The organism is Luteimonas sp. WGS1318 (assembly GCF_043187535.1).
Taxonomy (GTDB): domain Bacteria; phylum Pseudomonadota; class Gammaproteobacteria; order Xanthomonadales; family Xanthomonadaceae; genus Luteimonas.
The window spans coordinates 698,907-724,286 of sequence record NZ_CP171131.1 but is presented as its reverse complement, the minus strand read 5'-3'; the positions used below and the strand labels follow the sequence as shown (position 1 = coordinate 724,286).

Annotated in this window: 24 protein-coding genes, 1 other RNA gene and 1 riboswitch; of the genes, 3 read left to right on the top strand and 22 right to left on the bottom strand. The window is 71.0% G+C overall.

Annotation, left to right across the window (positions count from 1 at the left end):
• Window positions 1-21 precede the first annotated feature (21 nt).
• From ftsA to rsmI, 15 genes are all read right to left on the bottom strand, one after another.
• A complete protein-coding gene (gene ftsA / locus ACF3M1_RS03225) occupies window positions 22-1,257 on the bottom strand; it encodes a cell division protein FtsA (protein ID WP_394003886.1) in 1,236 nt (411 codons plus the stop codon).
• The gene (locus ACF3M1_RS03220; RefSeq protein WP_394003885.1) at window positions 1,254-2,066 is read right to left on the bottom strand and encodes a cell division protein FtsQ/DivIB; all 813 of its coding nucleotides are present in this window, start codon (window positions 2,064-2,066) and stop codon (window positions 1,254-1,256) included. Before ACF3M1_RS03220 ends, ftsA begins: the two co-directional genes overlap by 4 nt.
• Window positions 2,063-3,022, bottom strand: coding sequence for a D-alanine--D-alanine ligase (locus ACF3M1_RS03215; protein WP_394003884.1), 960 nt, complete (start codon window positions 3,020-3,022; stop codon window positions 2,063-2,065). The genes ACF3M1_RS03220 and ACF3M1_RS03215 overlap by 4 nt, the downstream gene beginning before the upstream one ends.
• Window positions 3,019-4,482, bottom strand: a complete 1,464-nt coding sequence (gene murC / locus ACF3M1_RS03210; RefSeq protein ID WP_394003882.1) for a UDP-N-acetylmuramate--L-alanine ligase — start codon at window positions 4,480-4,482, stop codon at window positions 3,019-3,021. Before murC ends, ACF3M1_RS03215 begins: the two co-directional genes overlap by 4 nt.
• Window positions 4,479-5,807 (bottom strand): putative lipid II flippase FtsW, encoded by a 1,329-nt coding sequence (ftsW, locus tag ACF3M1_RS03205; RefSeq protein WP_394003880.1) that lies wholly within the window; start codon window positions 5,805-5,807, stop codon window positions 4,479-4,481. The genes murC and ftsW overlap by 4 nt, the downstream gene beginning before the upstream one ends.
• Window positions 5,807-6,892 (bottom strand): phospho-N-acetylmuramoyl-pentapeptide-transferase, encoded by a 1,086-nt coding sequence (gene mraY, locus ACF3M1_RS03200; protein WP_394003878.1) that lies wholly within the window; start codon window positions 6,890-6,892, stop codon window positions 5,807-5,809. Before mraY ends, ftsW begins: the two co-directional genes overlap by 1 nt.
• Window positions 6,882-8,264, bottom strand: a complete 1,383-nt coding sequence (murF, locus tag ACF3M1_RS03195) for a UDP-N-acetylmuramoyl-tripeptide--D-alanyl-D-alanine ligase (protein WP_394003877.1) — start codon at window positions 8,262-8,264, stop codon at window positions 6,882-6,884. The genes mraY and murF overlap by 11 nt, the downstream gene beginning before the upstream one ends.
• On the bottom strand, window positions 8,261-9,751 hold the full coding sequence (locus ACF3M1_RS03190; RefSeq protein WP_394003875.1) for a UDP-N-acetylmuramoyl-L-alanyl-D-glutamate--2,6-diaminopimelate ligase: 1,491 nt from the start codon (window positions 9,749-9,751) through the stop codon (window positions 8,261-8,263). Before ACF3M1_RS03190 ends, murF begins: the two co-directional genes overlap by 4 nt.
• Window positions 9,748-11,628: a peptidoglycan D,D-transpeptidase FtsI family protein gene (locus ACF3M1_RS03185; RefSeq protein ID WP_394003873.1), complete on the bottom strand. Its 1,881-nt coding sequence runs from the start codon at window positions 11,626-11,628 to the stop codon at window positions 9,748-9,750. The genes ACF3M1_RS03190 and ACF3M1_RS03185 overlap by 4 nt, the downstream gene beginning before the upstream one ends.
• A complete protein-coding gene (gene ftsL, locus ACF3M1_RS03180) occupies window positions 11,625-11,894 on the bottom strand; it encodes a cell division protein FtsL (protein ID WP_394003871.1) in 270 nt (89 codons plus the stop codon). The genes ACF3M1_RS03185 and ftsL overlap by 4 nt, the downstream gene beginning before the upstream one ends.
• Window positions 11,891-12,862: a 16S rRNA (cytosine(1402)-N(4))-methyltransferase RsmH gene (rsmH, locus tag ACF3M1_RS03175; RefSeq protein ID WP_394003869.1), complete on the bottom strand. Its 972-nt coding sequence runs from the start codon at window positions 12,860-12,862 to the stop codon at window positions 11,891-11,893. The genes ftsL and rsmH overlap by 4 nt, the downstream gene beginning before the upstream one ends.
• Entirely contained in the window at window positions 12,859-13,308 is a 450-nt protein-coding gene (gene mraZ, locus ACF3M1_RS03170) for a division/cell wall cluster transcriptional repressor MraZ (RefSeq protein ID WP_394003867.1), read from the bottom strand. Before mraZ ends, rsmH begins: the two co-directional genes overlap by 4 nt.
• A gap of 410 nt (window positions 13,309-13,718) precedes the next feature.
• An RNA gene (rnpB, locus tag ACF3M1_RS03165) (RNase P RNA component class A) lies at window positions 13,719-14,071 on the bottom strand.
• A gap of 63 nt (window positions 14,072-14,134) precedes the next feature.
• The gene (chrA, locus tag ACF3M1_RS03160) at window positions 14,135-15,340 is read right to left on the bottom strand and encodes a chromate efflux transporter (RefSeq protein ID WP_394005157.1); all 1,206 of its coding nucleotides are present in this window, start codon (window positions 15,338-15,340) and stop codon (window positions 14,135-14,137) included.
• The gene (gene rsmI, locus ACF3M1_RS03155) at window positions 15,330-16,208 is read right to left on the bottom strand and encodes a 16S rRNA (cytidine(1402)-2'-O)-methyltransferase (RefSeq protein ID WP_394003865.1); all 879 of its coding nucleotides are present in this window, start codon (window positions 16,206-16,208) and stop codon (window positions 15,330-15,332) included. Before rsmI ends, chrA begins: the two co-directional genes overlap by 11 nt.
• A 55-nt stretch (window positions 16,209-16,263) precedes the next feature.
• Between rsmI and ACF3M1_RS03150 the strand changes: the two genes are divergently transcribed.
• From ACF3M1_RS03150 to ACF3M1_RS03140, 3 genes are all read left to right on the top strand, one after another.
• Window positions 16,264-17,493, top strand: a complete 1,230-nt coding sequence (locus tag ACF3M1_RS03150; protein ID WP_394003863.1) for a penicillin-binding protein activator — start codon at window positions 16,264-16,266, stop codon at window positions 17,491-17,493.
• The gene (locus tag ACF3M1_RS03145; protein WP_394003861.1) at window positions 17,490-17,870 is read left to right on the top strand and encodes a YraN family protein; all 381 of its coding nucleotides are present in this window, start codon (window positions 17,490-17,492) and stop codon (window positions 17,868-17,870) included. Before ACF3M1_RS03150 ends, ACF3M1_RS03145 begins: the two co-directional genes overlap by 4 nt.
• 106 nt (window positions 17,871-17,976) lie before the next feature.
• Window positions 17,977-18,483 (top strand): TlpA family protein disulfide reductase, encoded by a 507-nt coding sequence (locus tag ACF3M1_RS03140; protein WP_394003859.1) that lies wholly within the window; start codon window positions 17,977-17,979, stop codon window positions 18,481-18,483.
• A 104-nt stretch (window positions 18,484-18,587) separates the two neighbouring features.
• Here the strand turns inward: ACF3M1_RS03140 and thiL are convergent, their stop codons facing one another.
• The 7 genes from thiL to nrdR all read right to left on the bottom strand — a co-directional run bounded on the left by thiL (window position 18,588) and on the right by nrdR (window position 25,358).
• Entirely contained in the window at window positions 18,588-19,544 is a 957-nt protein-coding gene (gene thiL / locus ACF3M1_RS03135; RefSeq protein ID WP_394003857.1) for a thiamine-phosphate kinase, read from the bottom strand.
• A gap of 259 nt (window positions 19,545-19,803) precedes the next feature.
• Window positions 19,804-20,271, bottom strand: coding sequence for a transcription antitermination factor NusB (nusB, locus tag ACF3M1_RS03130; protein WP_394003855.1), 468 nt, complete (start codon window positions 20,269-20,271; stop codon window positions 19,804-19,806).
• On the bottom strand, window positions 20,268-20,735 hold the full coding sequence (ribH, locus tag ACF3M1_RS03125; protein WP_394003853.1) for a 6,7-dimethyl-8-ribityllumazine synthase: 468 nt from the start codon (window positions 20,733-20,735) through the stop codon (window positions 20,268-20,270). Before ribH ends, nusB begins: the two co-directional genes overlap by 4 nt.
• Window positions 20,736-20,814: 79 nt before the next feature.
• Window positions 20,815-21,906 (bottom strand): 3,4-dihydroxy-2-butanone-4-phosphate synthase, encoded by a 1,092-nt coding sequence (gene ribB, locus ACF3M1_RS03120; RefSeq protein ID WP_394003851.1) that lies wholly within the window; start codon window positions 21,904-21,906, stop codon window positions 20,815-20,817.
• Complete coding sequence (locus ACF3M1_RS03115; protein ID WP_394003849.1) at window positions 21,903-22,517, bottom strand: riboflavin synthase; 615 nt, start codon at window positions 22,515-22,517, stop codon at window positions 21,903-21,905. The genes ribB and ACF3M1_RS03115 overlap by 4 nt, the downstream gene beginning before the upstream one ends.
• 96 nt (window positions 22,518-22,613) lie before the next feature.
• Window positions 22,614-22,763, bottom strand: a riboswitch (FMN riboswitch).
• 488 nt (window positions 22,764-23,251) lie between these two features.
• The gene (ribD, locus tag ACF3M1_RS03110; RefSeq protein WP_394003847.1) at window positions 23,252-24,352 is read right to left on the bottom strand and encodes a bifunctional diaminohydroxyphosphoribosylaminopyrimidine deaminase/5-amino-6-(5-phosphoribosylamino)uracil reductase RibD; all 1,101 of its coding nucleotides are present in this window, start codon (window positions 24,350-24,352) and stop codon (window positions 23,252-23,254) included.
• A gap of 475 nt (window positions 24,353-24,827) precedes the next feature.
• Window positions 24,828-25,358, bottom strand: coding sequence for a transcriptional regulator NrdR (gene nrdR, locus ACF3M1_RS03105; protein WP_394003845.1), 531 nt, complete (start codon window positions 25,356-25,358; stop codon window positions 24,828-24,830).
• Between the last annotated feature and the right edge of the window lie 22 nt (window positions 25,359-25,380).

The following is a 25,380-nucleotide window of genomic DNA, read 5'->3' as shown; positions in this document are numbered from 1 at the left end:
GAATCCCCAGCCCCGGCTCTTCTAAAACTCGCCGTTGAACCAGGTCTTCAACTTCCGCAGCAATCCGCCCGCACGCCCGGAGGAGATCACCGGCCGCCGCGGATGCTCGATCTGGCTGCCCATCAGCAGCAGGCCCACGCCGGTGGCATGGACCGGATTGCCGACCACTTCGCCCAGGCCCGTGACGTGCTGCGGAATGCCCACGCGCACCGGCATCTGCAGCATTTCCTCGGCCAGCTCGACCACGCCTTCCATCTTCGCGGCGCCGCCGGTCAGCACCATGCCGGCGCGCACGTGCTGCTCGAAGCCCGAGCGGCGCAGTTCGGCCTGCACCATCTCGAAGATCTCCTCGTAGCGCGCCTGTACCGCCTGCGCCAGCGACTGGCGTGGAAGACGACGCGGCGGACGGTCACCGACGCTCGGCACCTGGATCGATTCCTCGCTGGTCGCCAGCTGCGCCAGCGCGCAGGCGTAGCGGACCTTGATCTGTTCGGCTTCCGGCGTCGGCGTGCGCAGCATGTGCGCGATGTCTTCGGTGACCTTGTCGCCGGCGATCGGCAGGCTGGCCGTGTGGCAGATCGCGCCCTGCACGAACACCGCCAGATCCGTCGTGCCCGCGCCCATGTCGACCAGGACCACGCCGAGTTCGCGCTCGTCCGAGGTCAGCACCGCGGTGCTCGAGGCCAGCGACGACAGGATCAGATCGTCGATCGACAGGCCACAGCGCTGCACGCATTTGCTGATGTTGGCCGCGGCCGACTGCGCGCAGACCACGAGGTGCGCGTGCACTTCGAGGCGTACGCCGGTCATGCCGACCGGGTTGCGGATGCCTTCCTGCGAATCATCGAGCACGTACTCGCGCGGGATCGCGTGGAGGATCTTCTGGTCGGCTGGAATCGCGACCGCCTTGGCGGCGTCGAGCACGCGATCGAGATCGGCCCAGGTCACCTCGTTGTCGCGGATCGGCACGATGCCCGGCGAGTTGCGGCACTGCACGTGGTTGCCGGAGATCGACGCGTAGACCGAGCGGATCTCGCAGCCGGCCATCAGCTCCGCCTCTTCGACCGCACGCTGGATCGACTGGACCGTCGATTCGATGTCGACGACCACGCCGCGCTTGAGCCCGCGCGATTCGTGGCTGCCGATGCCGATGACTTCGATCGGATTGCCCGGCGAATACTCGCCGACCAGCGCCACCACTTTCGAGGTGCCGATGTCGAGTCCGACGATGAGCGTCTTGTCGCCTTTGCGGTTCATGAGAGGCCGTGATTCGTGATGCGTGATGCGTGATTCGAAACTGCCGCGATCCGATCGACCGTGGCAGGGGCGTTGGCGTCACCGGCGCTGCCGGACGCGGCGGGCTCCGCCCAAACCAGAGCGAAGCCGTTGGTGTAGCGCAGGTCGGCGCGGGCCAGCGGCTCGGTGCGGTTGGCGACGAGGTGCGGCAGCATCCGCGCGAACCGCGACAGGCGCAGACGCGCTTCCTGGCTGCCGACGATGACGTCGGTGCCGTTCGACAACCGCAGCTGCCAGCTGCCGCGCGCATCGAGCATCACGCTGGCGACCTCGACGCCCGCGGGGCGGAACAGGTCGCGCGATTCGTTGTAGAGCGCGACGATCTCGGACACACGCGCCTCGGGGCCGTCGAAGCGCGGCATGTCGGTCGGCACCTCGACGCCGTCGGCGGAGAACAGCCGGCCACGCGTGGACAGCAGCCGGCCCTCGCCCCAGTGCGCGAACGGCACGTGTTCGGCAACCCGCACTTCCAGCACGTCCGGCCAGCGCTTGCGCACCTCGGTCCCGGCCACCCACGGCAGGCGCGCGACATCGCGTTGCGCCTGGCCCAGATCGATCGCGAAGAAGCCACGCTGGGCGTGCGGCAGCACCGCCTCGCGCACGCGCGCCACGTCCACCTGCTCCAGGCCGTCGTTGATCCGCAGCACGCGCAGCGGCCAGCGGTCGGCGCCGATCCAGCCGTTGAGCACGGCGACCACCGGCAGGGTCACCAGCGCGAGCGCCAGCGTCCAGGCCAGGATCCGTGCGGTGATGGCGAACGCCTGGCTCATCGCGCGGCGGCCTCCTGCGGCAGCGTCGCTTCCAGCACACGCCAGCACAGTGCGGCGTAGTCGATGCCGATCTGCGCGGCGGCCTTGGGCACCAGCGAATGGCTGGTCATGCCGGGCGCGGTGTTGATTTCGATCAGCTGGAGGCCGCGCTCGATGTCGCGCATGACGTCCACGCGGCCCCAGCCGCTGCAATCGACGGCGCGGAACGCGGCCAGCGCGAGTGCACCAATCTCGCGCTCCTCGTCGGGCGACAGGCCAGGGCACAGGTATTGGTTATCGTTTGCGATGTATTTGGCGTGGTAGTCGTACCACTCGCCTGTCGGCACGATGCGGATGGACGGCAACGCGACATCGCCGATGATGCCGACGGTCAGTTCGTCGCCGCGCACCATCTGCTCCATCAGCAGTTCGCCCGGGTAGCCGGCGGCGAACTCGATCGCCGGCGCCAGATCGTCGGCCGTGAGCACGCGGAACACGCCGACGCTCGAACCTTCGCAGGCCGGCTTGACGAACACCGGATATCCGAGCGTCGCGGCCGCTGCGTGCAGATCCGCGCCGGGCGGCAGGCGCACGAAGCGCGGCGTCGGCAGGCCTTCGCTCATCCACACCTGCTTGGTGCGGATCTTGTCCATCGTCAGCGCCGAACCGAGCACGCGCGAACCGGTATAGGGAATCGCGAACGCGTCGAGCAGGCCCTGCACCACGCCGTTCTCGCCGTCGCCGCCGTGGAGGATGTTGAACACGCGGTCGAAGCGGCCGGCGACGATCTCGCTGGCGAGCGCCGGCACGCCGTCGACGGCATGCGCATCGACGCCGCGCGAACGCAGCGCGTCGAGCACGCCCTGCCCCGACTGCAGTGAGACCTCGCGCTCGGAACCGGGACCGCCGAGCAATACGGCGACACGACCGAACACGGCCGGATCAGTGAAGCGCGGCGGCGACAACGTGAGGCTCATCGCGCAGCCTCCTTGGACGCGCGGGCCTGGAAGCCGGACTGCGCGAGCTGCTGGATCGCCGCACCGATGTCGCCGGCGCCCATCATCAGCAGCAGGTCACCGTCCTCGAGGATGTCGGGCAGCACGTCGGCCAGGGCCTCGGCATTGCCGACGACCACCGGCTCGATGCGGCCACGCGCACGGATCGCACGCGCCAGCGTCTTCGCATCCGCGCCCGCGATCGGCGCTTCGCCGGCCGGATAGACCTCGGTCAGCACCAGCGCGTCGACATCCGACAGCACGCCGGCGAAATCGTCGAACAACGCGCGTGTGCGGCTGTAGCGGTGCGGCTGGAACGCCACGACCAGGCGGCGCTCGGGCCAGCCGCCACGGGCGGCGGCGAACACCGCAGCCAGCTCGCGCGGATGGTGGCCGTAGTCGTCGACCAGTTGCACGCGCGCGCCGGTCGGCGTGACCAGTTCGCCGAGCAGGTTGAAGCGGCGCCCGATGCCTTCGAACTTGCCCAGCGCGGCGACGATGGCCTCCGGTGCGACGCCGAGTTGCCAGCCGATGGCCGCCGCGGCGAGTGCATTGAGCACGTTGTGGTGGCCGGGCAGCGCGAGATGCGCCTCGATGCGCACGTTCTCCGGCAGGCACAGCGTGAAGCGCATCGACGCGCCGTCCTGGCGGATGGCCTCGGCGCGCACGTCGGCCTCGTCGGAGAGACCGTAGGTCATCATGTGCCGCGGCACGCTGGCGGCCAGGCGCGCGACCTCGGGATCGTCGATGCACAGCACCGCCAGCCCGTAGAACGGCAACCGGTGCAGGAACTCCGAGAACGCCTCCTGCACGCGCGCGAAGTCGCCGCCGTAGTTCTCGAGGTGGTCGGCGTCGATGTTGGTGACGATCGCGATCAGCGGATTCAGCCGCAGGAAGCTGCCGTCGCTCTCGTCGGCCTCGGCCACCAGCCAGTCGCCACTGCCCAGGCGCGCATTCGCGCCCGCGGCCAGCAGCTGGCCGCCGACGACGAAGGTCGGGTCCATTCCGCCCTCGGCGAGCACGCTGGCGGTCAACGACGTCGTCGTGGTCTTGCCGTGCGTGCCGGCGACCGCGATGCCGCGGCGGAAGCGCATCAGTTCGGCCAGCATCTCGGCGCGCGGCACGATCGGAATCCGCTGCGCGCGCGCTTCCATCAATTCGGGGTTGTCGTGGCGGATCGCGCTGGAGACGACCACGCAATCGGTACCGAGCACGTTCGCGGCCGCATGGCCCTTGTGCACGGTCGCGCCGAGCCGCGCGAGACGACGCGTGGCCGCGCTGTCGGCCGCATCCGAACCGGACACGGTGTAGCCCAGCGTGCACAGCACCTCGGCGATGCCGCTCATGCCGGTGCCGCCGATGCCGACGAAATGGACGCGCGAGAAGACCTTCGCGAAGTCTTCCTTCGACAGGCCGCGGGTGTCGTGGAGACGGCGGATCATGCAGGGCTCCCGGCGCCGAACTTCGGCTCGACGCGCTGGTGCAGGCGGCTGGTGCCGCGCACCGGCGCCGGGGCGACGGGCAACGGCGGCTGCGTTGTGGGAATGGAGGCGGGCGCGGCAACGGGCGCCGGCGGTGCGGCGTCACCGCGCAGACGCGCGACCTGGCGCTGGGCGCGGTCGAGTTCGTAGGACACGCGCAGCAGCAGGCCGAGCGCGACGCAGGTCATCATCACGCTCGAACCGCCCGACGACACCAGCGGCAGGGTCAGGCCCTTGGTCGGCAGCAGGCCGAGATTCACGCCGATCGAGACCAGGCTCTGCATGCCGATCATCAGCGCGACGCCGAAGGCGCAGTAGCCGGCGAAGTGGCGACGCATCTCGACGCACTTCAGGCCGATCCACAACGCGCGTCCGACCAGCGCCGCGAACAGCGCCACCACGAGGCAGACGCCGACGAAGCCGAGTTCCTCGGCGAGCACCGAGAAAATGAAGTCGGTGTGCGCCTCGGGCAGATAGGAGAGCTTCTGCACCGACGCGCCGAGACCCACACCGGTGAGTTCACCGCGGCCCACGGCCATCAGCGCGTTGCTGAGCTGATAGCCGGCACCGAGCTGGTCTTCCCACGGATCCATGAACGAGGTGATCCGGCGCAGCCGGTAGGGCTCGATGATCGCCACCAGCACCACCGCCGGCAGCAGCAGCAGGATCGGCACCAGCATCCGCTTCAGATGGCCGCCGCCGAGCACCAGCATGCCGGCGGTCACGCCGAGCAGCAGCATCGACGAGCCGAAGTCGGGCTGCAGCAGCAGCAGCGCGACCAGCACCACCGCCACACCGATCGGCTTGAGCATCGCGCCCCAGGTCGCGTTGACCTCGTCGCGGAAGCGCACGAGGTAGCTCGACAGCCAGACGATGTAGATGACCTTGACCGCCTCGACCACCTGGAAGTTGGATACACCCAGGTTGATCCAGCGGTGCGCGCCGTTGACCGACCGGCCGAGGCCGGGCACGAACACCAGCATCAGCAGGCCGGCGCACATCAGCAGCACGAAGCGGTCGTACTTCTCGATGGTCTTGAGCTCGGTGCGCATCACCGCGACCGCCAGCCCGATGCCCAGCGCCAGGAACATGAAATGACGGGTCAGGAAGTAGTAGCGGCCGACATGCATGTCCTCGCCCACGGCGATCGAGCTGGACGCGACCATGATCACGCCGAGCGTCGCGATCGCGACGACGATGCCCGACAGCCACGGGTCGAAGCGACCGTGGATCTCGTCCAGACGCGTGGCCTGGTGGGCGGCGGCGGTGTCGCGATGCGTGGCCATCAGCGCACCTTCAACGTGGCGAGACCGACGAGCACCAGCACCACCGAGATGATCCAGAAGCGCACGATCACGCGCGGCTCGGGCCAGCCCTTGAGCTCGAAGTGGTGGTGGATCGGCGCCATCCGGAACACGCGCTTGCCGGTCAGCTTGAAGCTGGCGACCTGGATCATCACCGACAGCGTTTCGATGACGAAGATGCCGCCCATGATCACCAGCACCAGCTCCTGGCGCACGATCACCGCCATCGTGCCGAGCACGGCGCCGAGCGCCAGCGCACCGATGTCGCCCATGAACACCATGGCCGGATAGGTGTTGAACCACAGGAAGCCGAGCCCTGCCCCGGCAATCGCCGCGCAGATGATCACCAGCTCGCCCGCGCCCGGCACCTGCGGGATCTGCAGGTAGTTCGAGAACACCGCGTTGCCCGAGGCATAGGCGAACACGCCGAGGCCACAGGCGACCAGCACGGTCGGCATGATCGCCAGGCCGTCGAGGCCGTCGGTCAGGTTCACCGCGTTCGAGAAGCCGACGATCCAGAAGTAGGCGATCGCGACGAAGCTGATGCCGGCCAGCGGCAGCGCGATCGACTTGAACAGCGGCACGTAGAACGTGGTCGCGGCCGGCACGTCGGCATAGAGATAGAGATACAAACCCGCGGCGAGACCGAACACCGACTGCAGCAGATATTTCCAGCGCGATTTCAGGCCGTTGGGATCGCGGCGCACGATCTTGATCCAGTCGTCGTACCAGCCGATCACGCCGAAGGCGATCATCACCGCCATCACCACCCAGACGTACTTGTTGCGCAGGTCGCCCCACAGCAGCACCGCGGCGAGCACGGTGATCAGGATCAGCGCGCCGCCCATGGTCGGCGTACCGGCCTTGGAGAAATGCGTTTGCGGGCCGTCCTGACGGATCGGCTGGCCGCCCTTGTACTGGGCCAGCCGGCGGATGACCATCGGGCCGAGCCACAGCGACAGCGCCAGCGAGGTCAGCGCCGCGAGGATGCCGCGCAACGTGAGGTACTCGAACAACATGAAGAAGTCGTCGAGTCCCTGCAGCCAGCGGGCGAGTTCAAGCAGCATCGTGGGGTCCTTGTGCAGCGAGCAGCGCGTCGACCACGCGGTCCATCGCACTGCCACGCGAGCCCTTCACCAGCAGCCGCGCGCCGTCGTGCAGATCGGCGCGCAGTGCGTCGGCGAGTGCCGGGTGTGATTCGAAGTGACGCGCGCCGTCGCCGAACGCCTCGACCGCCGACGCGCTCAGCGGTCCGAGCGCGTACAGCCGGGCGATGCCCGCGGCCTTGGCGCGAGCGCCGGCCTGGCCGTGCATCGCCGCACCGTCGGCGCCGAGTTCGCGCATGTCGCCGAGCACCAGCCAGCGCTCGCCGTCGAGCGCGGCCAGCATGTCGATCGCCGCGAGCAGCGAGCCGGGGTTGGCGTTGTAGCTGTCGTCGATCAGCACCGCGCCGCCGTCGAGGACGTGGCGGACCAGGCGTCCGGAGACCGCTTCCACGGCGCCCAAACCCGCGACGATCGTCGCCAGCGGCACGTCGGCCGCGAGTGCGATCCCGGTCGCGGCCAGCGCATTGCGCACGTTGTGGCGGCCCGGCAGCGGCAGCGCGACCTCCGCCTCGCCCACCGGCGTGACCAGCCGGAAGCGTGATCCGGCCGCATCGCCGACGATGTCGCGCGCGGTGATGTCGGCACTGGCCTCGAGCCCGAACCGCAGCAGCCGGCGGCCATGCGCCCGCTGCGCGAAATACGGGGCGAAGGCGTCGTCGGCGTTGATCACCGCGGTGCCGTCGGCCGGCAGCGCATCGTAGATCGCGGCCTTGGTGTCGGCGATGCCGAGCAGGCTGCCCATGCGCTCCATGTGCGCCGGCGCGATGTTGTTGACCAGCGCGATGTCGGGCCGCGCGATCGCGGTGAGATACGCGATGTCGCCCGGCTGGCCGGCGCCCATTTCGTAGACCGCGAAGCGTGCATCGTCGGTCGCGTCGAGCACCGACAGCGGCAGGCCGATCTCGTTGTTGAAATTGCCCGGATTGAACACCGTCGGCGCGTGGCGCGAGAGGATCGCGACCACCAGTTGCTTGACGCTGGTCTTGCCGTTGCTGCCGGTGATGCCGACGATCCGCGCGCCGCGCGTGCGCTGGACCGCACCGGCCAGCAGGCCGAGGGCGACCTGCGGATCGGCGACGACGATCTGCGGCAGCGCGACGTCGAGCGGACGCGCGACCAGGGCCGCGCGCGCGCCGAGCTCGGCCGCGCGGCGCACATGGTCGTGGCCGTCGAAGGTCGCGCCCTTCAGCGCGACGAACAGCAGCGCATGCGCCTCGGCCGCATCGAGCGTGCGGGTGTCGGTGGCGACTGCATCGATCGGGAAATCACCGTCGACGCCGTGCAGACGGCCGTTGACCAGCTGGGCGATACGGGCGAGCGACAGCGCGTTCATCGCTGCGCCTCCGCATCACGCGCGTCCAGCGCCGCCTGGGCGACGACGCGATCGTCGAAGGCGTGCTGCACGCCGTCGATCTCCTGGTAGGGCTCGTGGCCCTTGCCGGCGATCAGCACGATGTCGCCGGGACGCGCCTGACCGACCGCGCGTTCGATCGCGCGGCGCCGGTCGCGCTCGACGACCACGGCATCGGGGCGCGCGAAGCCGGTGAGGATGTCGGCGACGATCGCATCGCCGTTCTCGCGGCGCGGATTGTCGTCGGTGACGATCACGCGATCGGCCTGGGCTTCGGCGATCGCCGCCATCTGCGGACGCTTGCCGGCGTCGCGCTCGCCGCCGCAGCCGAACACGCAGACCAGTTCGCCGGTCAGATGGCCGCGCAGCGACTGCAGCGCCTGCGCCAGCGGATCGGGCTTGTGCGAATAGTCGACCACCACCAGCGGCTGCGCATCGCCGCCGCCGAGGCGGTTCATGCGGCCCGCGATCGGCTGCAGCGTGCCGAGCACGCGGACGATTGCCGCCGGCGTATGCCCCAGCGCCCGCAGCACGCCGGCGACGGCCAGCAGGTTGTCGACATTGAAGCGGCCGAGCAGCGGCGAACGCACCGCGTGCCAGGCGCCGTCGATGCGCAGCGAGAAGGCGAGCCCGTCGGCGTCGAGCACGATGTCGCGCGCCGCGATGTCGGCATCGGCGCGGTCGGTCGCGCTGACGGTCACCGCGCGCACGTCCGCGGCCAGGCGCGCGGGCAGCGTTGCGCCGAACGCGTCGTCGATGTTGAGCACCGCCGCGCGCAGTCCATCCCGGGCGAACAGCTTCGCCTTGGCCTCGCCGTATCCGGCCATGTCGCCGTGGTAGTCGAGGTGGTCGCGGGTGAGGTTGGTGAACACCGCGACGTCGAAGTGCACCGCGTCGACGCGGCCCTGGTCGAGGGCGTGCGAGCTGACTTCCATCGCGACCGCGTCGGCACCGGCGTCGCGCAGATCGGCGAGCAGCGCATGGGTCTGCAGCACCAACGGCGTGGTGAACCCGGTCGGCTCGACCTCGCCGTACAGGCCGGCGCCGAGCGTGCCGATGGTGCCGGCGCGCTGGCCCGCAGCCTGGAATGCCTGGGCGAGCAGCTGGACCGTGGACGTCTTGCCGCTGGTGCCGGTCACACCGACCATCGTCATCGCCCGCGAGGGCTGGCCATGGAAGGCGTCGGCCATCGTGCCCAGGCGCGCGCGCAGGCCGGTGACGGCGATCGCGTCGGCGGGCAGTGCCGGAATCTCCGCCGGTACCGGCGGTTCGAACAGGATCGCGCTCGCGCCGGCGGCACGTGCGGTGTCGACGAAGTGCAAGCCGTGCGTACCGAAGCCACCGATCGCGACGAAGGCATGGCCGGCACGGATCACACGGCTGTCCTGCACCAGGCCGGTGATTACCGTGTCCTCGGGCACGGTGGCGACATCGGGCAGCAGGTCGCGCAGCGGCATGGCGCGGCTCATCGCTGGCCTCCGGGCACGCGTGCCGCCACGACCGGCACGTCGGCGGCGACCGGCGCCGCAACGGGTGCGACCGGGGCCGCGGTGGGCGCCGGTGTCGTGTGGCCCTGCGCGCGGGCACGCCTGGCATCGTTGGCGGCCTGCGCCGCCAGCCAGGTGTCGATGTCGTCGGGGGGCACGTCCATCAGGCGCAGTGCGCCATCCATGACCCGCTGGAACACCGGCGCCGAGACGTAGCCACCGCCGTACATGTTGCGCGAGGTGTCCGGATCGTCGATGACCACGGCCATCGCGAAGCGCGGATTCTCCACCGGCACCAGTCCGGCGAAGAACGCGACGTAGCGGCGGTCGTAGCCGCCGCCGCTGGCCTTGCGCGCAGTGCCGGTCTTGCCGGCGACGTGATAGCCGAGGATCGCCGCGCGCGTGGCGGTGCCGCCTGGCTCGGTCACGGTCTGCATCATGCGCACGATCTCGTCGGCGATGCCCGGATCGAGCACCTGCCGCGCCTCGCCCGGATGGCCCTTGACGAACGTCGGCGCGATCGCACGCCCACGGTTGCCGAGCGTCGCGTAGGCGTGGGCGATCTGCAGCGGCGTCGCGGACAGGCCGTAGCCGTAGGACATCGTCTGCTTGCTGGTGCCGCTCCAGCGCGACGGATCGGGGAACAGGCCCGCCGCCTCGCCCGGAAAGCCGCTGCCGGTGCTCTGGCCGTAGCCCATGCGGCGCAGGAAGTCGTAGAACTCCTGGTTCTGCAGCTTCTGCACGATCAGCGAGACGCCGACGTTGGAGCTCTTGGTGATGATGCCGGTGGTGTCGAGCACGCCGTAGTTGCGGAAATCGCTGGTGCGGTAGCGGCCGTTCGGGATCCAGCCGGGGCTGGTGTTGAACGTGCTCGTCGGGCTGATGACGCCCTTTTCCAGGCCCGCGGCCACGGTCAACGGCTTCATCGTCGAGCCGGGCTCGATGAGATCGGTGACCGCACGGTTGCGGTGCGCGTCGCGGTTCTCGCCGGTCACGCGGTTGTTGTTGTACGAAGGCAGGTTCGCCATCGCCAGCACTTCACCGGTCGACACTTCCAGCACGACGATGGAACCCGCGCTGGCGCCGGTTTCCTGGAGTGCTTGCTTGAGCTCGCGATAGGCGAGGAACTGGATGCGGCGGTCGATGCTCAGCACCAGGTCCTTGCCCGGCTCGGCCGCGCGCACCAGGTTCACGTGCTCGACGATGCGCCCGTGGCGGTCGCGGATCACGTTCTGCGCGCCCGGGCGTCCGGCCAGCCATTCGTCGAACGCCAGCTCCACGCCTTCCTGGCCGCGATCGTCGATGTTGGTGAAGCCCAGCACGTGGGCGACGGCATCGGCCTGCGGGTAGAAGCGGCGGTACTCGCGCTGCGAGAACACGCCCGGTACGCCGAGGTCGAGCACGCGCTTGGCCGCCGCGGGGCTGATCCGGCGGTGGCGCGGCACGTACATGAATTCCTTGTCGGCGCGCTGCGACACCTCGCGCGCCAGATCATCGACCGGCAGGCCGGTGACCTCGGCCAGCTCCGGCAGGCGGTCGGGATGCTTGCTCAGTTCCTGCGGATTGATCCACAGCGACTCGACCGGGCTCGAGATCGCCAGCGGCTCGCCGTTGCGGTCGGTGATCATGCCGCGCGAGGCTGGGATCGGCACTTCGCGGCGGAAACGCGCGTCGGCCTTTTGCTGGTAGAACGCGTTGTCGATCAGTTGCAGGTCCACCGCACGCCCGACCAGCGCCACAGCGCCCAGGCCCAGCGCGCCGGCCACGAGCATCAGCCGCAGGCGCAGGTCGAACTGCGCGCGCTTGCGTGGCTTCTTGGCGTGGCCGTCGCCGGCCTTGATGAACTTGCGGAAGTTCATGGCCGCACCACCACGATCTCGGCGGTCTCGGGGAAACGCATGCCCAGACGCTCACGCGCGACCTGGTCGACACGGTTGCTCATCGCCCAGGTGGCCTGTTCGAGCTGCAGACGTCCGAAGTCGATGTTGAGTTCGTCACGCGCGCGCTCCAGGCGCGTCAGCTCCACGTAGAGCTGCCGGTAATCGTGGCGCGCGTGCACCACGCCGATCGCGGTGACGATGTTCGCGGCCAGCAGCACGGCGATCAGCAGGCGGCCGAAGGTCATGCGGCACCGCCCGGCGCGAGCTTTTCGGCCACGCGCAGCACGGCGCTGCGTGCCCGCGGATTGGCGCGCAGTTCGCCGTCGTCGGCCTTGGTCGCGTCGGCCACGATGCGCAGGCGCGGCACGAACGGCGCGGCCTCGGGCAGGCGGCGATTGCCGGCCGGCGCCTTCGCGTGACCGGCGATGAAGCGCTTGACGATGCGGTCTTCCAGCGAGTGGAAGCTGATCACCGCGAGCCGGCCGCCCGGACGCAGCGCGTCGAGCGCGGCGTCGAGGCCGGTTTCGAGATCGGCCAGCTCACGGTTGACGTGGATGCGGATCGCCTGGAACGACCGCGTCGCCGGATGCGTTTCCTTCTGGCCCGGCTTGCTCCGGCCGCGCGGCACGTTGGCGGCGATGACCGCGGCCAGATCGGCAGTGCGCAGGAACGGCGTCTCGGCACGGCGGGCCACGATCGCCCGCGCGATGCGGCGGCTCATGCGCTCCTCGCCGTAGGTCCACAGCACGTCGGCGATCTCGGCCTCGGCCGCGCGTGCGATCCACTCCGCGGCGCTCTCGCCGGCGTCGGGATCCATGCGCATGTCCAGCGGGCCGTCCTTGCCGAAGCTGAAGCCGCGCTCGGCGACGTCGAGTTGCGGCGACGACACGCCCAGATCGAACAGGATGCCGTCGAGCGGCGCGTCGGCCGCGTCGTTCCATGTGGCGAGGTCGGCGAAGCTGCCGCGGCGGATCGACACGCGGGCGTCGCCGCCGAAGCGGTGCTCGGCCACTGCGATCGCGTCGGGATCCTTGTCCATCAGCAGCAACCGGCCTCCAGGGCCAAGACGTTCGAGCACGCCGCCGGCATGACCACCCCGGCCGAACGTGCCATCCAGGTACCGCCCGTCCTCGTGTACGCGCAGACCTTCGAGGACTTGCGCATACAGCACCGGGAGGTGGCCGGACGTGGCATCCGCACCACCCCCGGTCACAACTGCAATCCCTCGAGATCGTCCCCGGCCATGTCGTCGTCGCTGAGCGTCTGACGGATCTGGGCCTGGTGGGCCTGCTCGCTCCAGAGTTCGAACTTGTCGCCCATGCCGACCAGCATCGCGCGGCGCTCGATGCCGACCGTGGTGCGCTGGCTGGCCGGAATGCCGATGCGGCCGTTGCCGTCGGGCTCCACGACCATCGCCGCGCCCACCAGCTTGAGCTGCAGCGTGCGGTTCGTGGAACGGGTACGCGGCAGCGCGTTGATCTTGTCGCGCACACCTTCCCAGACCGAATACGGATAGAGGTAGAGGCTGCCGGCGTCGAACGGGTTGTAGGTCAGGACCAGACGGTTTCCACACTCGCGCGCGATCAGGTCCCGGTAGGCGGTGGGAATCGCCAGTCGGCCCTTGTCGTCGATGGTGATGGCGGTCTCGCCCTGGAACACGTCGGTCCTGCCCGGTTGTCGCCCGTCTTCATGCGGGCTTGTGCGACGGAAAACCACGAAATTCCCGGTTTTCCCACGAGGCGCCACCTTAGGACTGCGTTACGGGGTTGTCAACAGCCGGACGACGCTGTTTTCACCTGTCTGGTCAATGACTTGCGCCACTCTTCACAGACTTGTTCAAGCTTTATCCACAAGCGGTTGTTTCGTCTCAAATTTTGAGATTCCGGTCAATTTTTGACCGTACACACCGCCCTCACGCCACCTTTACGAAACCCTCACGGCTCGACCGCGCGGGCGCGCCCGTTGCGCACGGGCGCGAGGGTCGAAGGCGTCGTGGAATCCGCTTGGCACGGCATCGCCCGATCGCGCGCTGGGCCCGGGCCGGGCGGCGGGCGCATCGAGGAAAAAGGTGGCGGAGCCGGCCTGTAAGCCGGGTTCTGTCGTGGACAGTCATTCCTCTAGGCGCATCGTCACCGATACGCTCGAGCAACCTACCCGGACCCGACGCGGGCCACGTCATGAGGTCCCTATTTGGTCTTGCTCCCGGTGGGGTTTGCCGTGCCGGCCTGTTACCAGGCTCGCGGTGCGCTCTTACCGCACCATTTCACCCTTGCCGTCCTGCTTGAAGCAGTCTTGGGCGGTATCTTTCTGTTGCACTTTCCGTCGGCTCGCGCCGCCCAGGCGTTACCTGGCACCGTGCCCTGTGGAGCCCGGACTTTCCTCGGCATCGATGTGCTGATGACGCGACTGTCCGGCCGACTCCGCCGGGGCGGATTGTCGCATGCCGGCGTGACGTCGCGCCGGGATGCGTGAACGCCCAGGCGGATCAGATGAACGCGCCCAGGCCCCAGTTCGCCGACACCAGCACCGGCACCAGCGCCCAGACCGGGAGCCAGCCCCGCACCAGGGCCACGACGCCGACCACGGCCAGCGCCGCGTCCGTCCAGTGCAGGACGGCGCCGGTCCACAGCGGATCGACCAGCGCCGCCAGCAGCAGGCCGACGACGGCCGCGTTGATGCCGGCCATCGCCGGGGCCAGTGCCGGCCACCGCCGCAGCCGTTGCCAGACCGGCAGCACGCCGACCACCAGCAGCGCCGACGGCAGGAAGATCGCGACCAGCGCGAGCCCGCCGCCCAGCCAGCCGCCAGGCCCGGCCTGGAGGCCGGCACCCAGAAATCCCGCGAACGCGAACAGCGGCCCCGGCAGCGCCTGCGCCGCGCCGTAGCCGGCCACGAAGCGGTCGGCCTCGATCCAGCCGGGCGTCACCACCGCGGCATCGAGCAGCGGCAGCACGACGTGGCCGCCGCCGAACACCAGCGCGCCGGCACGGTAGAACGCGGCGCCGACGGCCGCGGCCGAATCGGAAGGCGCCAGCGACGCGGCGAGCGGCAGGCCGACGAGCAGCACGACGAAGCTCCAGCGCGCGGCCCGCGCCAGCGCAGGCGAAACGCGGATGGCGAGCGCGCTGGCGTCGGCCGCGGCCCCTTGGTGGCGCCGCAACACGCCGATCGCGCCGCCCAGCGCGAGCACCGCGACCGGCGCCCACGGAGACGGCCACAGCCAGAGCATCGCCGCGGCCAGCAGTGTGATCACGCGCGTGGCCGGGGTGCGGCAGAACACCCGCGCCATCGACCACACCGCATGGGCCACGACGACCACCGCGACCAGCATCAGGCCGTGGACGAGCGCAGCGGGCGGCGCCGCGCCGTGGGCCACGCCCAGCGCCAGCCCGATCATCAGCAGCGCCGACGGCAGGGTGAAGCCGACCCAGGCCGCCAACGCTCCCGGCAGGCCCGCGCGTTGCAGGCCCACGGCCATGCCCACCTGGCTGCTGGCCGGCCCCGGCAGCAGCTGGCACAGCGCGACGAGCTCGGCGTAGTCGGCGTCGCGCATCCAGCCGCGGCGCGCGACGAAGACCTCACGGAAATACGCCAGGTGCGCGACCGGGCCGCCGAAGGACGTGAGCCCCAGCCGCAGGAAGATCCGGAAGACCTCGCCTGCGCTGCCGGGGCCGGCCGACTCAGGCGTCACCGTCACCTGTGCCACGTGCCCCGGCGCCTGTGCCGTACAGCGCCTTGCGCGGCGCGCCGGTGATGTCGGCCGCCAGCTTGGCCGCCTGCGAGGGCTTGAGATCCGCGGCGAGCAGCGCGTAGACGCGCCGGCCTTCCGCCAGCCGCGCGTCGGCATCCTCGCCCGCCCCCTCGACGACCACGACGAACTCGCCCTTGCGCTGGTCGGCCTCGGCCGCCACCCGCGCGGCGAGCGCCTCGAGCGGGCCGTCGAGCACGGTTTCGAACAGCTTGGTCAGTTCGCGCGCCACCACCGCCGGCCGTGCGCCGCCGAAGACCGCGGCCGCGTCGGCCAGCATGTCGGCGATGCGGTGCGAGGCCTCGTAGAACAGCAGCGTGCGCGGCTCGGCGACCAGCGCCTGCAGCCGCTCGCGGCGCGCGCCCGCCTTCGCCGGCAGGAAGCCTTCGAACACGAAGCGGTCGCTGGGCAGGCCGGCGACGCTCAAGGCCGCGATCAGCGCGCTGGGCCCCGGCACCGGCGAGACGCGCACCCCGGCCGCCCGGGCGGCGCGCACCAGCCGGAACCCGGGATCGCTGACCAGCGGCGTGCCGGCATCGCTGACCAGGGCCAGCGATTCGCCGGCCTGCAGCCGCGCGACCAGGCGCTCGGCCAGGGCGTCCTCGTTGTGTTCGTGCAGGGCCACCAGCGGCCGCTCGATGCCGAAGTGGCCCAGCAGCTGGCGGGTGTGCCGGGTGTCCTCGGCGCAGATCGCATCGACGCTGCGCAGCACGGCCTGCGCGCGCGGCGACAGATCGCCGAGGTTGCCGATCGGCGTCGCGACGACGTGCAGAAGGCCCGGTCCGGGCCCGGGGCGGGCGGATGCAGTCATCGTCTCCACGTCGGAACGCTAGAATGCGGCCATTATCCCGCAGCGGAACCGCGACATGGCAGCACTGTCCCAGGCCCTTACCGCCCGCGCGACGCCGCGCGCCCGACGCCACGCCCTGCGCGGCCTGCTGTCGGTCTCGCTGGCCGCGCTGCTGGCCAGCTGCGCGACCGTGCAGACCACCGGCAGCGGCGTCAGCGCCACGCCCGAACCGGCCGCGCCCACCGACCCGGGCCGCTGGACGTTCGAAGGCGACCGCCCCGCCGCCGAACGCGACGGCTACCGCCCGCCGCGCAAGCTCGCCGTGCTGCTGCCGATGAGCGGCAGCCTGGCCACCGCGGCCGCGCCGGTCCGCGACGGCCTGCTGGCCGGCTACTACGGCGAACGCCGCACCCGCCCCGAGCTCGCGTTCTACGACACCGCCGGCACGGCGTCCGGCACGGCCGCGGCCTACGCCCGCGCGATGGCCGAAGGCGCCGACCAGATCGTGGGCCCGCTGGGCCGCGACGAGGTGGGCAGCCTGTTCCAGTCGGCGCCGGCGGTGCCGGTGCTGGCACTCAACCGCGGGCCGTCGGCCGCGCCCGAGAACACGGCCGCGTTTTCACTCGCGCCCGAGGACGAAGGCGACGCCGCCGCGCAGTACCTGCTGGCCCGCAACGTGCGCAACGTGCTGGTGCTCAGCAACGGCGACGAGAACGCACGCCGCAGCGTGGACGCGCTGCGCGCGCGCCTGACCCAGGCCGGCGGCACGATCACCGGCACGGTCGCGATCGTCGGCGACACGCCGGCCGACCAGACCGACGTGTTCCGCAATGCGGTGACCTCGGAGGGCGGCGTGGACGCGGTGTTCCTCGCGATCCGCGGCAACCAGGCGCGCGTCATCGCGCCGCAGCTCTCGGTCGCCGGGCTCGGCGGCCGGCCGCGCGTGGGCACTTCGCAGCTCACCCTCGGCACCGGACAGGCCCAGGAAGACCAGATCCTCGATGGCATCGTGTTCCCGACCGAACGCTGGTCGACCGGCGCCGGCCCGCGCGCGTTGCCGCCGCAGGCGACCGTCGCCGTCGATCTGCCGACCGCCCGCGGCCCAGCCGCGCGCCTGTTCGCATTCGGCTTCGATGCCTGGCTGCTCAGCGGCTACCTCGAACACCTGTCGCGCAACAGCGACGCGACCCTCGACGGCGCGACCGGCATCCTGCGCGTGGCCGCCGACGGCAACGTCATGCGCCAGCCGGCGTGGGCGACCTGGCGCGGCGGCACCATCGTCGCGCAGGCGGACGCCGGCGGTTGAACGGACGCCGCGCCGTCGGCGCGGAGGTCGAGCGCGCCGCATGCGCGCATCTCGAAGCGGCCGGCCTGCGGCTGGTCGCGGCGAACGTGGGCTACCGCGGCGGCGAACTCGATCTGGTGATGCTCGACGGCGACGGCCCGGCGCGCACCGTGGTGTTCGTCGAGGTCCGCCATCGCCGCTCCAGCGCGTTCGGCGGCGGCGCGGCATCGGTGGATGCCGGCAAGCGCCGTCGCCTCGTGCTGGCGGCGCAGCAGTTCCTGGCCGGCCACCGCGCACTGCGCGATCTGCCCTGCCGCTTCGATGTCGTCGCCGCCGAAGGCGATCCCGCGGCGCCCCGCTTGGACTGGCTACGCGACGCGTTCCGCGCCGACGACTGAGCGCGCCGGCGTGTGCGACGATCCGCGGCGGGACCCTGGAGACACACCGATGAGACATGGACCGTTCGCATGCGTCCTTGCATGCCTGCTCGTACTCGCCGCGCCCGTGCTGGCCGCCACACCCGCGCGCCAGACGCCGTCGCCTGCGGTCGGCAGCCTGCCACCGCCCCTGCTGGGCAGGGATACCAGCGGGCAAGCCGTGGATCTGCAGGCGCTTCGCGGCAAGGTGGTCATCGTCACCTTCTGGGCCTCCTGGTGCGCGCCATGCCGCAAGGAACTCCCGGTGCTCGGCCAATTCCAGAATCTGGTGGGCCGCGACGCGCTCGAGGTGATCGCGGTGAATTTCAAGGAGCCGCGCGCCGACTTCCAGAGCATCGTCCGCGGCAACCGCGGGCTCGGCCTGACGTGGGTGCACGACGCGCGAGGAACGACCAGCGCGGCCTACGGAATCAACACGCTTCCGCACATGTTCATGCTCGACCACGACGGACGCGTGGCCCATGTCCACCGGGGCTACAACGAGGCGGCGCTCCCGGGCATCATCCAGAACGTGTTGAGCCTGCTCCCGGACGAGGTCAAGGCGCGGCCCGCGGTGCAGGAGACCGGCGTCTAGGCCGAGTGCGCGTGTCCCCTCGCCGGCGCGTCCATCTTCCGGGCGGCAACCTCCGGACAACATCGGCGGGTTTGCGCTGACGCCGACGTCCGAAGTCGTGACGGCTAGGCGCCTGCCGCGAAATGGTCCCAACCCGAGGCCGACGGGGCCCAAGGCGCGCCCGCCAGCAGCACCGAGACACCCGTGCCCGCGTGCATCCGGCCGATTCGCGCCACCGGAGTCGCCGAAACCCGGGCGGCGTCGCGTACCGCGTCGGCAACCGACGGCGGCGCGGTGAAGCACAGTTCGTAGTCGTCGCCGCCGCTGGCCTGCAGGAGATGCCGGACATCGGCATCGAAGGCCGCGCGCAGCGCTGCGGATGCCGGCACCTCGTCCAGTTCGATCTCGGCGGCCAGGCCGCTGGCCCGGGCGATGTGGCCGAGATCGGCGAGCAGCCCATCGGAGACATCGATCGCCGCATGGGCGATGCCGACCAGCGCGTCACCGAGCGCCAGACGCGGGCTCGGACGGTCGAACCGGGCGCGCAATACGGCGTCGATCGCGCCGCCGTCGCGCCACTGCCGCAGTGCGCCGGCGGCGTCGCCGATGGTGCCGCTGATCCAGATGTCGTCGCCGGCGCAGGCAGCAGCCCGGCGCAGTGCGCGTCCCGGCGCGACGACGCCATGCACGGTCACGCAGATCGACAGCGGCCCGCGCGTCGTGTCGCCGCCGACCAGCGCGACGCCGTGCGCACGCGCCAGTGCATCGAATCCGTCGAGGAAGGCCTCCACCCAGGACGCGTCGGCGTCGGGCATCGACAGCGACAACGTGCACCAGGCCGGCACCGCGCCCATCGCGGCGACGTCGGACAGGTTCACCGCGAGCGCCTTCCAGCCGATGTCGGCCGGCGCGGTGGTCTCGGGAAAGTGCACACCCGCGTTGAGCGTGTCCATGGCGACGACCAGCTGCAGGCCGTCCGGCACCGCGAGCACCGCGGCATCGTCGCCGATGCCCAGCCGCACGTCGTCACGGGCCACGACGCGCGCCCGGATCCGGTCGATCAGGTCGAATTCGCCGGTCATGTGCGGGTAGACCCTGCCGCCGGCGGAGACATGCACGGCGCGATCGCATCGCGGCCGGATCGCGCCCACCGGGACGAGCACGCGCGCGCCAGTGCGCGATTACGCGACGGCGCCATCCGCGCCTTCCGAACGGGCATCCCGGCTGTCTTCATGCATCCCACATCATGGTGAACCACGGCGCCTGCGTTGCCAGGCGCCGCCACATCGACCGAACGACCGACACGCGGGCCACGTACGTTCGCGCGCCAGCCACCCCGGCTCAGCGACCGCGCAGCGCCCCGACTTCAGGTGCCCGCCATGCGGCGGCGGCCTTGTCGAGCACGCCGTTGACGTAGGTGTGCCCGTGTTCGGAGCCGAAGCGTTTGACCGTCTTCAACGCCTCGTCGATGACCACACGGTAGGGCACGTCGACGCGGTGCTGCAGTTCATAGGTCGCGATGCGCAGCATCGCGCGCTCGATCGGATCGACCTCGTCGATGGTGCGGTCGAGGAACGGCGCCAGCGCCGCGTCGAGCTCGCGGTAGCGCGTGCCGACGCCGTGGACCAGATCCTCGAAGTATGCGAGATCCGCGACTTCCTTGGCCTGCTCGTGGGCGAACTGGGCGACGATCTCGCGCGGCTCGGTGCCCGTCATCTGCATCGCGTAGATCGCCTGCAGCGCGCGCCGACGTGCGCGCGAGCGCAGCACGGGATCGATGCCGCCGGTCCGGTTGCGGTTCGGGTTCATGCGAATTGTTCCAGCAGGTGACTCATTTCGATCGCGACCAGCGCGGCCTCCTCGCCCTTGTTGCCGTGGTTGCCGCCGGCGCGCTTCTCCGCATCGGCGTAGTCCTCGACCGCCAGCACGCCGTTGGCGACCGGCACGCGGGTGTCGAGCGCCACGCGCATCAACGCGTCGCTGCAGCCGTCGGCCACCTGCTCGTAATGCCGGGTGTCGCCGCGGACCACGCAGCCGAGCGCGAGCAGCGCGGCGTAACCGCCGCTCGCAGCCAGTCGCGCACAGGCGACCGGAATCTCCCAGGCGCCGGGCACGCGGATCACGTCGACCGCATCGTCGGCCACGCCGTGGTCGGCAAATGCCTGCCGGGCACCGGCCACCAGGGTGTCGGTGATCTTGGGATTCCAGCGGCTGGCGACGATCGCGTAGCGGGCACCGGCCGGCGCACGCAGGTCGCCTTCGAAATGGCTCATCAGGGCGACGCCTTGTGGACGGGGGGCGTGGAGTTTACCGCGTCGCCCGTCGCGAGGCCCGCGCAGCCCCGGATTCCACTCATGGCTGCACGTACTCGACGATTTCCAGCCCGTAGCCGGCCAGGCCGATCTGCTTGCGCGGGGTGCCCAGTGCGCGCAGCTTTCCGAGCCCCAGATCGGCGAGGATCTGCGCGCCGGCGCCATTGCGCCGCCACTGGCCCACATCCTTGGCATTCACCGCCTCGGGCTGCTTGCGCAGCCGGGCCAGCAGCGCATCGCCGTCGCGGGGCGCCGACAGCACCACCATCACGCCCTGCCCCTCGTCGGCGATCGCGCGCAAGGCGTCGGTGGCGGCAACGCCGAAATCGTCCCGGCGCCAGTGCAGCAGGTCGCTGAGCGGGTTCTCCACCTGCACCCGCACCAGCGTGGGCGTGTCCGCCGTCGGCGTGCCGCGCACCAGCGCGAAATGCAGCTCGTGGGCGATGCGGTCGCGATAGGTCACCAGCCGGAACGGGCCGAATTCGGTCTCGATGTCGCGTTCGTCCAGCCGCTCGACCGTGTGCTCGGTGCTCAGCCTCCAGGCGATGAGATCGGCGATCGAGCCGATCTTCAGCCCGTGCGCGTGCGCGAACACTTCCAGCTCCGGCCGGCGCGCCATCGTGCCGTCGGCGTTGAGCACCTCGACCAGCACGCCCGCGGGCTCGAGGCCGGCGAGCATCGGCAGGTCGCTCGCGGCCTCGGTGTGGCCGGCGCGGGTGAGCACGCCGCCGGGCTGCGCGGTCAGCGGGAAGATGTGGCCGGGCTGGCTGAGGTCGCGCGGCTTGGCGTCGGGCCGCACCGCGGTGCGCACGGTGTGTGCGCGGTCGTAGGCCGAGATGCCGGTGGTCACGCCCTCGGCGGCCTCGATCGACACGGTGAAGTTGGTCTGGAACTGCGCGGTGTTGTGCTGGACCATCGGCGCCAGGCCGAGCTGGGCGCAACGCTCGCGCGTGATCGACAGGCACACCAGGCCGCGGGCGTGGGTGACCATGAAATTGATGTCCGAGGGCTTGACCAGCTCGGCGGCCATGATCAGGTCGCCCTCGTTCTCGCGGTCCTCGTCGTCGACGATGACGACCATGCGGCCGGCGCGGATTTCCTCGAGCAGTTCGGGCACGGGGGCGAACTTCATGCCGGCACCTCCGCCGCGTCGCGGCCCGCGAGCAGGCGCTCGACGTAGCGCGCGACCAGGTCCACCTCCAGGTTCACGGCATCGCCTACCGCGGTGACCGAGAACGCCGTGTGCGCGACGGTGTGCGGCACCAGTGCGACCTCGAAGCCGGCCGCATTGACGGCGTTGACCGTCAGGCTGACGCCGTCGACGCAGATCGAGCCCTTGTGCGCGATGTACTTCAGCAGCGCGGCCGGCGCGTCGAAGCGCCAGCGCTGCGCGCGTGCATCGTCGTGCACCGACACGACCCGGCCTACACCGTCGACGTGGCCGCTGACCATGTGGCCGCCGAGGCGGTCGGTCGGGCGCATCGCCCGCTCCAGGTTCAGCGCATGCCCCGGCGCCAGCGCGCCGAGCGTGGTCAGCGACAGGGTCTCGGTCGAGGCATCGGCCTCGAAATGCGCGGCGTCGAACGCGACCACGGTCAGGCAGACGCCGTTGACGGCGATGCTCTCGCCCATCGCTACGCCGTCGAAGGCCAGCGTGCCGACCGCGATACGCAGCCGCGCGTCGCCGCCGCGCGCCTCAGTGGAAACCAGGCGTCCCACGCCCTCGATCAGTCCGGTGAACATGTCGCTGCCTCCGTCCGCACGGAACGCCCGCACGGTCAAGCCGAAAGGGAACGGTCCGGGACGCGACAGCGTGCGCGGCCGCAGGGCCACGCATGAGGTCGTCTTCTCGCATCCGGACTCTGACCGTCGGCTCCGGAGTTCGACCGGATCTGCTCGACCCATCGGCAGCTGCCGATGGCGCTCGCGGGCTCGCGCGTGACCGCGCCTACCGCCGGTGGGGACTTCCACCCCGCCCCGAAGACATTCGATTGTGTTGCCGGCACCGCCGGCCCGCGCAGTCTACCAGCGCCCGGCAACATGCCCGGGCGTCGCCGCAGGACGCTTCATTGCAGGGACAGCCGGCCTGCGTCCGGCGCACTGCTGCTGGCCTACAGGGGCGCGTCTAGGCGCGAGGCGGTCCGCGGTGACCCTGTCCCGCTCGACAGCAACCGTGAGTGCGCGCGCCAGCGCTGCAGCAGGTCGAACGCGATGCCGTCCCGGAGGCGGATGTTTCACGAGGCCGCCTCAGAAAAGGTCTCGCGCGCGAGCGCGCTCCTACAGCTGCCTGCACCGCCGGGTCTGCCCCTGCAGGAGCACGCTTGCGCGCGAACTGGCGCCCAGGGCAACTCATCCTCGCCGCAGGCACGCCACCAAGCAGGCACCTGGCGATGCGGAACCGGCCTGGCCACGCGACTCTGGACGTGGCTGGGCTCGCCGGGCAGCTCAAACGCGCGCGCGAGCGCGCGGCCAGGGCATCACGCCGCTGGCCTCGATTGCAGCAACAGGCGCAGATCGTCGCCGACGCGGACGGTCTCGATCGTCTTCAGCTGCAGGCGCTGCGCCATCGTCTCGATGCCGAGCCCGTCGAACAGCGGCCGGCCGCGTTCGCCCAATAGCACCGGCGCGATGTACAGCAGCAGCTCGTCGACGAGGCCGGCGCGCAGGAAGGCGCCCGACAGCGTGGCCCCGGCTTCGACCTGGATTTCGTTGACGCCCGCCTCGCCCAGCAACGCCAGCACGGCGGCCAGGTCGAGCTGGCCGGCGGCATCGCGCGCCACGCTGGCCCGCGGCGCGTCGAAGCCCTTGGGCACCTTGGTGTCGTGGGCGTGCACGTAGAGCGTCGGCGCCGCGGCATCGCGGATGTTGCCGCGCGCGATCGTCGCCAGGCCGGCGTCGAGTACCACACGCAGCGGGGTCGCGAACGGCGCGTCGGTGTCCAGGCGCACGGTCAGATGCGGATCGTCGGCGAGCACCGTACCGCTGCCGGTCAGCAGCGCGCCGGCCCGCGCACGCCAGCGCATGACGTCCGCGCGCGAGGCCGCGCCACTGATCCATTTCGACTCGCCGTTGGCCAGCGCGGTGCGGCCGTCGAGGCTGCAGGCCAGCTTGACCCGCAGCCACGGGCGCCCCCGCTCCACGCGCGACAGGAACCCGCGATTCAACGTGCGTGCCTGGGCCTCCATCAGGCCGGAGGCGACGGCGATCCCGGCTGCGCGCAGCCGTTCGAACCCGGCGCCGTCGACCTGGGGGAACGGGTCGCGCATCGCCGCGACCACACGCCCGACGCCGGCCGCGATCAGCGCGTCGGCGCACGGCCCGGTGCTGCCGGTGTGCGCGCAGGGCTCCAGCGTCACGTAGGCGGTTCCACCGCGCGCACGCGCGCCGGCAGCCTGCAGCGCGACGACCTCGGCGTGCGGGCCGCCCTTCTGGACGTGAAAGCCCTCGCCGACCACCTCGCCATCCGCGACGATCACGCAGCCGACCATCGGATTGGGCCGCGTGGTCCAGGCACCGCGTTCGGCCAGGCGCAGGGCCTGGGCCATGAAGCGGTGATCGTCGGCGCTGAAGTCGGTCATCGCGGGCTCCTGGGGGCATGTCGTGCGGCCGATCCACGCGGATCGGTCGCGAGCGTTGAGCATTGTAGGAGCGGCCTTCGGCCACGACGTGTGCACGGCGGTTCCGATAGGGAACGCGTGGATGGCGCGTTGCGCGCGCAAGCGCGCCTTCGCGCTGCACGCGTGTTTGCGGGGACGCGACGGCTGCTGGCGGCCCACACGACACACCGCGGGGCGCGGGGCGCGGGGCAGATTCGACGTGGCGTTCCCGACGACAGAACCCGCCGGCTCCGCAGGAGCGCGCTCGCGCGCGACACGCCCCAGGGCGGCCTTCGGTCGGCGAATCGGGCGGTCGATCGGCCGAAGCGCATGCCGTGCCGTCTCCCAAGCCGGCTATCGGCGGAGCAACGCGGCCTACGGCTGCGCGCGTTTCCACGGGAATTACGGCGTGCTGCAGGGCGTGGGCACGGGCGCCCGCGTCGCGCAATCGCCTTGCTCAGCGCCTGCGGACCTTCTCGCCCTTGGCCGGCGGCGCGGCTTCGCCTTCGAGCAGCGGCAACTGGCCCTCACCCGGCAGATCGCGCTCGAGCCGGTCGAGCTCTTCGCGGAAATCGGCGACATCCTCGAACGACCGGTAGACCGAGGCGAAGCGCACGAAACCGACGTGGTCGAGCTTGCGCAGTTCGCCGATCACGAACTCGCCCACCCGCCGCGACGAGACCTCGCGTTCGGCGGTCATGCGCAGGTGATGCACGACGGCGCGCACCGCGGTCTCCACCTCTTCCTCGGACACCGGCCGCTTGTGCAGCGCGCGGTCCATGCTCAGACGCAGCTTCTTCGCGTCGAACGGCTCGCGGCGACCGTCATCCTTGATGATCGCCGGCAGTTTCAGCTCGATCGTCTCCAGCGTGCTGAACCGCTCGCCACAGGCCTCGCACTCACGGCGACGACGGATCGTCGCGCCGTCCTCGGACACGCGCGAATCGATCACGCGGGTGTCGGTGTGCTGGCAGAAGGGGCAATGCATCAGGCGTGGGGATTCGGGAGTC